General features: G+C 38.0%; 6 protein-coding genes and 1 pseudogene. 1 reads left to right on the top strand and 6 read right to left on the bottom strand.

Annotated features, from left to right (window positions below; translation table 11 throughout):
• Positions 1-397, bottom strand: a pseudogene (locus tag Q0X72_RS11160) (glyoxylate/hydroxypyruvate reductase A); the annotation flags it as partial.
• A 12-nt stretch (positions 398-409) separates the two neighbouring features.
• A complete protein-coding gene (locus Q0X72_RS11155; protein ID WP_297765289.1) occupies positions 410-958 on the bottom strand; it encodes a DUF6155 family protein in 549 nt (182 codons plus the stop codon).
• A gap of 180 nt (positions 959-1,138) precedes the next feature.
• On the opposite strand from Q0X72_RS11155, the gene Q0X72_RS11150 reads away from it, so the two are divergent.
• Entirely contained in the window at positions 1,139-2,002 is an 864-nt protein-coding gene (locus Q0X72_RS11150; RefSeq protein WP_297765286.1) for an RNA polymerase sigma factor RpoD/SigA, read from the top strand.
• A 456-nt stretch (positions 2,003-2,458) separates the two neighbouring features.
• Here Q0X72_RS11150 and Q0X72_RS11145 read toward each other — a convergent pair whose 3' ends face one another.
• From Q0X72_RS11145 to Q0X72_RS11130, 4 genes are read right to left on the bottom strand one after another with little or no spacing between them, the layout of a single operon-like run.
• A complete protein-coding gene (locus Q0X72_RS11145; protein WP_297765282.1) occupies positions 2,459-3,706 on the bottom strand; it encodes a YaiO family outer membrane beta-barrel protein in 1,248 nt (415 codons plus the stop codon).
• Positions 3,699-6,074, bottom strand: a complete 2,376-nt coding sequence (locus tag Q0X72_RS11140; protein WP_297765280.1) for a sulfatase-like hydrolase/transferase — start codon at positions 6,072-6,074, stop codon at positions 3,699-3,701. The genes Q0X72_RS11145 and Q0X72_RS11140 overlap by 8 nt, the downstream gene beginning before the upstream one ends.
• A 3-nt stretch (positions 6,075-6,077) precedes the next feature.
• Positions 6,078-7,505, bottom strand: a complete 1,428-nt coding sequence (locus Q0X72_RS11135; RefSeq protein ID WP_297765278.1) for a glycosyltransferase — start codon at positions 7,503-7,505, stop codon at positions 6,078-6,080.
• Positions 7,505-9,676: a HEAT repeat domain-containing protein gene (locus Q0X72_RS11130; protein WP_297765275.1), complete on the bottom strand. Its 2,172-nt coding sequence runs from the start codon at positions 9,674-9,676 to the stop codon at positions 7,505-7,507. The genes Q0X72_RS11135 and Q0X72_RS11130 overlap by 1 nt, the downstream gene beginning before the upstream one ends.
• Positions 9,677-9,709 lie beyond the last annotated feature (33 nt).

The following is a 9,709-nucleotide window of genomic DNA, read 5'->3' as shown; positions in this document are numbered from 1 at the left end:
CTGCAATCCGGGTGTAGGTTTTGGGATCCCAAGACTTATTCTTTTGGTCTTGCCGGTATAGATCCAAATTCTTTAAATATCCTAAAATAACGCCTACAACATATTCGGACATATCAGCTGCTAAAGCAGGATCGATCACTCTGGTTATGTCAACCTTTTTAGGACGTGAGGTATCTTCAAAAATAAAATCGACCCCAGCACCAAAAGACGCGATGCATTGTAAAATTGGATATTTGGTGAGACTGCCTTCCGGGTGTTTCCAGACAATGGCCATAGTGATCTCTTCAACCGGATGAGGTTCCATGAAATGAAATACCGGGAGATCTGGATACTGTTTTAAAAAGGCATTTTTCCAAAGGTCTAATTTTCCATCTTGTCTAATAAGTACTATCGCCATTTCTTATTGTAATTAGCGTTGTTCATTCATTTCTATTACTTCCAGAAGTTGTCCAAATTCCTCTTGAAAGAACCAATCTTGCTGCTGCGTTCCTTTATAAAACAGCAGAATGCGGTCTCTAAACTCGTTTATTAATGAATGTAGCACTAAGTAGTGAATAGCCTCTTTATAAGAGCGCAGCATACTCTTATAAAACCCCTCATTTACTCGTTGGTTCTTTGAGTAGCGCTGAGCCGTTTCCAGGTTAAAAATCATGAATTCACCTAAAAGAAAGGGGTCCATCCCCAGTGTTGTAAAATGCTTGATATATTTATGTGCCAAAGATCTGCGTGCTCTAGCTCGTTTTCTTCTCAGAGGAAAGTATTCATTCGAAACTTTTCTTTTAGCCTCCTGTATAATTTGCTCCTCTTTTGGATTAAAAACAAAGTCATAATAGGTCTTCACTACCGGAAATCTGCCGTAAAGATCAAGGATCTGAAGCTCAAGATCCTTCTTTTTGAGTTCGGCCAGGTACTTTTTTAAGGCGGTTTTGCTCATGGGAATACGTTGAATGGACTTCAAATGTACTTTTTACATTCCGAATATCGGATAAAACAGGCGATGAACCGTGGATTTCATCAGTGTTGTAAGCAAATACTAAAGTTCTCATAAAATATGTATAACAATGGGGGGGTACTTTTGGAAAAGACAGAATAAAAGTGTATCATGATAGGATGTAATTTTTAAATCCATTCATCACATATGAGGCAATTAAAGATAATCAAGCAGGTCACCAACAGAGAATCAAAATCCTTGGATAAGTACTTGCAGGATATCAGTAAAATAGATTTGATCACTGCTAATGAAGAAGTAGAATTAGCCCAGCTTATTAGAGCTGGAGATCAATTAGCTCTGGAGAAATTGACAAATGCAAATTTACGTTTTGTCGTCTCTGTAGCAAAGCAATATCAAAATCAGGGACTTACTCTTCCAGATCTTATTAATGAAGGCAATGTAGGCTTAGTTAAAGCTGCCAAGCGCTTTGATGAGACTCGAGGGTTTAAATTTATTTCGTACGCCGTATGGTGGATACGTCAGTCTATCTTGCAGGCTTTGGCAGAGCAATCCAGGGTGGTACGCCTTCCCCTGAACAAAATTGGTTCTATCAATAAAATAAAGAAGGCATTTTCGTATTTAGAACAAGCACATGAAAGGCCACCTTCTGCAGAGGAGATCGCACAAGAACTAGATATGACGGTTACTGAGGTAAAGCAATCCATGAAGAATGCAGGTCGGCATGTATCTATGGATGCGCCATTAAAAGAAGGAGAGGATTCTAACCTGTATGACGTTATGCGTTCAGGAGAGTCACCGAAACCAGATAAAGGCCTAATGCGCCAATCTCTGAATACTGAGATCAACAGGGCCCTAGACACCTTATCCCCTCGCGAAGCAGATGTGGTAAAGCTATATTATGGAATTGGTGATCAACAATCAATGACTCTTGCAGAAATAGGACAAACCTTTGACCTAACAAGAGAGCGAGTACGTCAAATTCGTGAAAAAGCTATCCGAAAACTGAGGCATAATACCCGGAGTAAGTTACTCAAAGCATACTTGGGTTAATAAGCAGTATATATTACTATTAAAAAAGGGAGCTATTAGGCTCCCTTTTTTACTGAAACAATAAATACACTATATATTTAAGAGCAGCTAAGCCTGCTGATCTCAAAATCTTTTAAAATTTCATTTAAATTTTCAATGAAATTTAAATACGCTGCATTGTCATAATTTGGATTTGCCATAATAGTAGGGTTTTTCAGGGTTAACCAAAACTTCTATAAGTAATCGAGTTCAGCTAATTCATTAATACTTAGGATTTCATTTAAATCCTTGAGGAAATTTAAATATTCCTCACCGTAGGTATCGTATAACATGTTGGTTTGGGTTTATTTAATGAGACTTGGGACTCATTGATTACATAGTAAACATATATTTTCTTTCTTTTTTCAACAACAGTTTGTGGTGTAGTGGCAAATAGTTGTTGTATATAACGCATTTTGCGAGGTAGTTATTGCCAAATCAAAAGCGAACCTGGTATCGTAAGCCTGCAGACACTGCGTAAAAATAATTTCCAGCAGCGAAAACAAACTCTTGCCTGGTTATACCCAAATTGGCACGGTAAAGGGAAGGATTGTCTTTAAAGGAAAACTGATATTCCAGCATTAGCTGCTGAGACTCCACAAATAAAACCGTCTCGGCGATCAATTTACTGTTTGCCAAAAACTGTCTGAATTCTGGCATAAAGCCCATTCCTCCAGAAAATCCTATAAAATTATTGGCATCTTTCAAATATTTACGAGCGATAAGGATACCAGACAGGCCTGTTGTATTATTATTCCTTGGAGTAACATATGGCCGCAGCGAGAAATAATAATTTCCTTTATAGAGACCTACAGACCCCGTATAAATAGTGACATTACTCTCAATGAAGGATAAATACCTTGCCCCAAGAGATGCTTCAATGCCTTTTGGAAGGTTGGCATAAAGGTCCCCTCCAAACCTATGGGTTGGGTATATCTCAGATTGGCTATAGCCATAATTTAAATAAGCGTAAAACGATTTTGATATTTTTGGGTATAGATCTAATTCATATTGAATTCCGTCTATATCAAACCTATTGCTATAATTAATTCTGGGAATGATCTTTCCAAGGGAGGTTTCATGAATAAATTCGAGACCGGAATAAAACATGGGATCGAATACAACATCAAAAACATCCGTGGAGGTAAAAAGGGTAACAGAATTTTTATACTTTTTTGCTTCCTCCGCCGTCTTTTCTGAAGTGCTGCTTGTGGTAGCAGATTCTTCAATACCTTCGAGTTTCTTTAAGATCTCACTTCGAAGTTGTACCAGGGCATCTTCCTCTGCTAAATACAACAATGCTTTATTAGCCAGTCCCAGTGCTAAATTGAAGTTTTCAGCAAACATCTCGTTGCGAATTGCCGCAATCCAAACTTCTTTAAGCTGTCTTTCTTCTGAAGTTATACGATTAAATTGTTTTCGTGCTTCATCATAATTTCCATCCCAGCTATAGGTCTTGGCCAATAAAGTGCGAACATCAGTATAATCCGGATATGCTGTTAATATATTAGTAAGTGTATCCCTGGCTTCCACCCTATTCCCATCAAAGGCAAGCGTCATGGCTCGTTGCAGCGATGCATCAGGATCTCCCGTATATGGAATTTCCTGAGCGTGTATTAATACTGGAAAACTGCATAGAAGTAATCCATGGCAGATATATTTCAAAGTTTTCTTTAAATCATTCATATATATCATCTTCAAAATCAAGGAAGCCTAAATTGCCGCTGTCGAACAAGGTTTGTTCCTTTTTCATTTTTTCTTCAGCGCGTTTTATCTTTTTGTACAGTTCATCATTCTCAATACGATGTTTTCTTATCAGTGCTTTTACATCGGCGACCTTATAATTGGTGTCCGCCCAAAAATAGACGTCAAGAAGAGCCGAATACCCATCTGCATATACCGGGTATTTTTTTATCGCCATTTCCAATATAATTGCTGCTTGTGCGTATTCTTTGTTCCAGGCATGAATACGACCCATTAGTATTTCTGTATCTGCGTGTCCCGGTACCTCTTTCAAAATATGCTGACAAAGAAGAAGTGCTCGTTCACGTTTTCCTTCTATAGCCAGATCGCGCGCAGTCTTATATGCCCTATCATAGTCATCACTGTTAAAGACGCTATTGATCCAGACCATATCCGACTTGCTTTCAGGATGTTCAATTGTATTTTTCTCGCTCTCTGTAACCGGAATTAACTTGTTCTCTCTAGTTACATAGGTATTTACTGCTTTAAATTTCCTGAAGTCTTCTTTTATCGCCTTTTTGTTTTCTTCATTTTCAGGCCTGAATAAACTTAGGTCGGCTCCTATCTCATAAAAAGAAGAACCGGAAACACACTTATTTCCTACAATAAATTCCTGAATATTCCCCTTGTGCCGATATAAGGGGATCATTTTATCTGCTTTAAAAAACCCTTGATGCAGGAGGCCATCACCCAACCAGGATACTTTATTAGGGATTTGCATATCATATCTTGAATCCAACAAACCTGCTATAGAAGGCAGTATATCTGTATGAGCTACCAATGAACCTATACGTGCAGGTGATTTTAAAAGAGGACTATAGATGATCAGAGGCACCTTATATCTTCCCAGATAATCTGCCTGGGGCAGATCTGTTAGGTTATGGCTCCCCGTAATCACAAAGATGGTATTCTGAAATTCGGCTTTGCGCCTGTATTGTCCTATAAAGTTTTTTACAGCCTCATCTGAATATAAAAGGCTGGCAAAGATCTCATCATTTTTATTGATCAGTCTTCTATTTCTACTTGCAAACTTTCCTGAACTCAAGATCTTTTCAACTTCACCTCTGTATTTCTCTTCTTGTGGAATCTTAAATGGATTTTTGGTACTTTGAGTTAGGAAGACATCCAATCTTGGATGATACGTACTCTGAAAATCTTCATACCATTTTCGAAATAATTCACCATCAGGATAACCTAAGGAAATACCGGCTGCATCTGTATCCTGCTGTGAATATGAAGGACCATAGGCCTTTCTGCTAACCAACAGATCTATCTGTTCTTCAAATAAGAATTTTCCAAGATTGTCTAAGGAGCTATTACCTCCAAAATTAAAGGAAGTTTGATAGTCATTTGCCTTTAATATTTCAAAAAGTGTCTTTCTGTCTGTTCTGGATATATTATTGGTAAAACCATTTTCTCCAAAAGGCAAGGATCCAAAGATAGATGGAATACTAGCCACAGACTCGCCGGTATTACTCAGATAATGAGGCCAATACAAGGATTCCTTTAATAATGAGTTTAGATAAGGCATAAACTCATTATAAACAGCTTTTTCACCAACAAAATCGGCACCTACCCCATCCATTACAATAAAGACCAGATTTGGTTTTTTTTCACCCAAAGAAAAATAATCTGCCAACTCATTTGGCGGATCGAAGGGTTTTAACAGCGGGTATTCCTGGGTCCCTTCATATTTATTGAAGTCAAAGGAAGCCTTGGTTTGATGATATAAGAGATACTGTGTTTTGTTTTCATTTACAGGATTCTTCCTCGAGATCAGTGTGGCCAAGAAAAGACTGAAAAGTACGATAGTGAATGGGTACATTCTATTGATCAGCGAATAAATATTGGCCATGATCTTATAGAATAAATACATAAGAACGGAACATGCCAATAAAAGAATTGGTGTTCCATAAAAAAACCTGAGACCACCATTATTTTGTATCCTGTCATAAAAACCTGACCCTAAAATCTCATAGTAGTCTACATAGTAGTTTGTAAGCAACCCCTCTGTAACCAACAACAATAACAAAATTATTGTAACGGTCTTAAATCCAAGATTTGCCTTTATCCGTTCCAGAAAGTTGAATAAAAATGCAAGGAATATAGCACTTAAAGAAGCAAAACCAAGATGGTGGACAATTAATAGAAAAAAGCTCTTATTTAAAATACTATCGAGCACACCAGACCAATACAATCTTGTATTCTGATAAAGCGCCATAAACACCAGACACAGGAAAAAGGACAATACAAGACGTGTAAAGTCTTTCAACTCCTTTCTCTTAGATCCTATGTTAATATCTACCTGCATGTTTTATGCTTTTGCAAATCCTTTTCTGACCTGTGAACCCCAACCAGATTTTATTTTAAATAGTTTTTTGTAATTCCCTCTTACCGATGACCATACTACTATAGGATGAAAAATAATGGGCTCTAAGATGGCAAAGATCATAAGCGTCAAAATATCCCTGGTCCTTGAGTATTGATTATAAGAGTACACTTCCCATAGAATTGCATAGAAAGAGAACATGATAGAAAAACTATAGATTGTAACCGTAATGGCAATAAAAAAGTCCCAGTTCAATATCCCTAAATACAAAAATGCAATGACTGCAATGCACCCCAGAAATTCCAGAATTGGTGCCAACCATTCGTAAAAGAACCAATAGGGATAGCTCAACATGCCTAACCTGCCGTACTTAGGATTAAAGAACATATCCTTATGTGTAAAGAGGGTTTCTAAATTTCCTCTGGACCATCTATCACGCTGGTTCATGAATATTTTCATATCCTCAGGAACTTCTGTCCAGCAAAGGGGATCGGGGATATAAGCCACATGATAGGGCTCTTCTATATCGTGCATATGCCGTCTCATCCTAAATATAATTTCCATGTCCTCCCCTACCGTAGTTGTATCATAGCCACCCACTTCTAGTGCAATTTCCCGATCAAAAAAACCAAATGCTCCAGAAATGATCAAAAGACTATCTAATCTCGCCCATGCCATTCGGCCAAGTAAGAATGAACGGGTATATTCAAGTAGTTGAAATTTGGCTAACCAGTTCTTAGGCAATCGAATCTCTTCAAGTGTGCCACCAGTTATTTTACAGGAATTGGCCACTCTTATTACCCCTCCAACGGCGATCACCCGTTTTTCAGAGTGCTGATAAAAGGACTTTACCACATGCAATAGCGCATCGGGTTGTATAAGACAGTCCACATCAATACATCCAACATATTTATTTTCAGATAAATAGATCCCTGCGTTCAAGGCATCGGATTTACCCCCATTCATCTTATCTACCACTGTCAGTTTTGAAAATGAACGTTGAGTAGATTTATAGATGCCTCTTATTTGTTTCGACCTTATCTCCGGATCTATCTTTCTATCGATCTTTTCAAGTTTATATCCTTCAATTAGTTTCTGCAGCGTATCATCCTTGCTTCCATCATTTACTACCATAACCTCGTAATTAACATATTGCAGGGAAAGAAGTGATCTTACATTTTCTACGATCGTTAGGCCCTCGTTGTAAGCCGGTGCTATAATTGTAATGCTTGGAGATAAGGGTGAACCCATCGTCTTTGAGATATCTCCAAAACTATTTTTGTTTTTATAATGAATGGAATTCCTGGTTGCCAGATAGGCCATAAGAAAATACAGCGCAAACAACACGGTAGAGAACACCATAAACACGATGTTCAAATATTCTAGCAGTATGTTGAATAGGCCGTTGTCCATTACTTATTGAGATCCCTTATTTTTCTAATTTCACGGTCATCTAAATGAAAATTCAAAGAAATTGAGGGCTTCTCCCTTTCGGTATCGGCCCATTTTACAATGCTATCTGGCGTTTGTTTATCTGCATGTTCAGTACGGAGCTTTTGTCCGAGCCTGGAGGCAATATCTTTTGCCTTTTTTCGAACATCCCGGTTAGAATCTTTGGATAAGGATTTTAGAAAACACAATTCTTTGTCATCGCCAAGATCCAGGATCTCATCCAACAAAATAAGTTTAGATTCTGTATCACAATGCCGAAATAGTTCTTCGAAAATGCTAAAACCAAAAGTGGGGGCATTTAGTTGCGCGATACTCTCTTCTTTAGGAGGTTGTTCAATCACATTAACTTTTGACGTTACTATTTCTTCGTCAAGATCACCCCAGTCCACCATTGAACAAGCATCAGTTCCTTCTTCATGCTGATCTATAACAGACCTTTCCTCCACTTCTAAAACGCCATTCTCTTTAATTGGTTCAGGTAAGATTATTTCAATCCCATTGACTTCCATCGCATTGATCTCTTCAATAAGGGCCGGTAATTTATCAGCTTCGGCTTCGTCATGCACTACAAAGGGTAAAAATTTGAAATTCAGGTATTCTACCTCTATGTTTCCCTGCAGGTCTGGCACCTCCACCCTGCTCAGAATATCCTCCAACTCTTTTCTAAAGCCTTCTTCCGGGTGCACTTCCTCAAAGGTTACATCCAACTGACTGAATTTAGGATCCGACTTCCTTTTTTGTTTCTTTTTTTGTTTCTTTTTTGCCATTTTAGGTTGTTTTTGAACTACGATGGGTAAGAAATCCAGAGGCAAATATTTAACCTCAATACTAGTATCTTCAATTTCTGAACGGTCAAGGATCTCGTTGAGCTCTTCCATAAAACAAACCTCAAAAATATCCAGGTCCTCCAGGAAAAGTTCATTTCCTTCTTCCGTGATCACTACTTCTTCTTCTGTTGTTTCAAGTGGTTGTACATTCTCATTGCTTTCAATTTCTAAAGGCTTTTCAAGCGCTGTTTCTTCTTCCTGAACAGCCATTTCCGAATCAATTTTGATAGCAGGATCGAGGTTTTCCACAGGCAGTACCGTGTTAGGACTTATCGCATTGATGCTACTCAAAGCTTTGCTCTTCACATTAAAATTTCTCTCCTTTTCATAGATCTCAAATAGGTATGGAATAATTTCATCTGAACCCAAAGCGCCTAGTGCATCGAGGATAGATATTTTGGTTGCCTGTTTTGATCTTTTGAACGCTGACTTCAACATCGGAATTGCTTCTTTAATCCCAAATTCCTTAATACACTCAATTGCCGCTTGTTTTAATTCATCATCCTTGTGCTTTAACAGTTCAGTAACCGACCTATTTGCGTCTGTCTGGTTAAAATGTCTAATAAGTCGAAGTGAGAAAAGAACCACATCTTTATTCTTTGATGTAAGCCATGCTCCAAATTGCGGGGGAATATAATCTTCCTGATCCCGAAGTATGTCTAAAATCTTGATTTGTTGCCACTCTGAGATGGCGTATTTGTTTGTGTCGAGAAAGTGAGTGATTCCCTCGTGTTTTAAGGAAACCGTTGCAATCTGTGCCTGCTTGCGGATCACACTTCTTTTGTGATTAATATATTTTTTAATAAAGGTATAGGCTTGTTCTACCTGCATCTGTGTTAATTCTACAATGCCTTTGGTTACCACTTCCCAGCGCCAGCTGTTTAATTTTTGATAGGCATCCAGATGTAAGTCAAAATCCTGATATAAGGATAACAATCGCAGTCTTGCATCCCCGGTAAGATCGCGCTGCAGATCCAGAAGTATTTCTTTGAGAACGCTGCGATTGATGGGGTCTTTTATAAACTCCCGTATCTCCACCTTTAGTTCTATGTACTCATACTTTTCTTCCTTACTGGCATCTTCTCCATAAAAGAGAAAATTACTGATGATAGGGGTAAGTTGTTTCCTTCTATCGTTTATGTTCTTTGTCTTGGCAGATAAACGATTCCTAAAGAAGAAGATAAAAGCAAAATAGAGTAAACATAAACTTCCAAACAATACACTAAGATCCCACAAAAGATCCGTATGGATCTTTGGGACACTAATGAGTGTAAATGATTGGTATGTGAACACTATTTTATTCAATAATTACGCTTTGTTTAATTCCCTTGTTACGCG

This window comes from uncultured Muriicola sp., assembly GCF_947258935.1.
GTDB lineage: Bacteria > Bacteroidota > Bacteroidia > Flavobacteriales > Flavobacteriaceae > Muriicola.
This window is presented reverse-complemented; position numbering and strand designations above follow the sequence as displayed.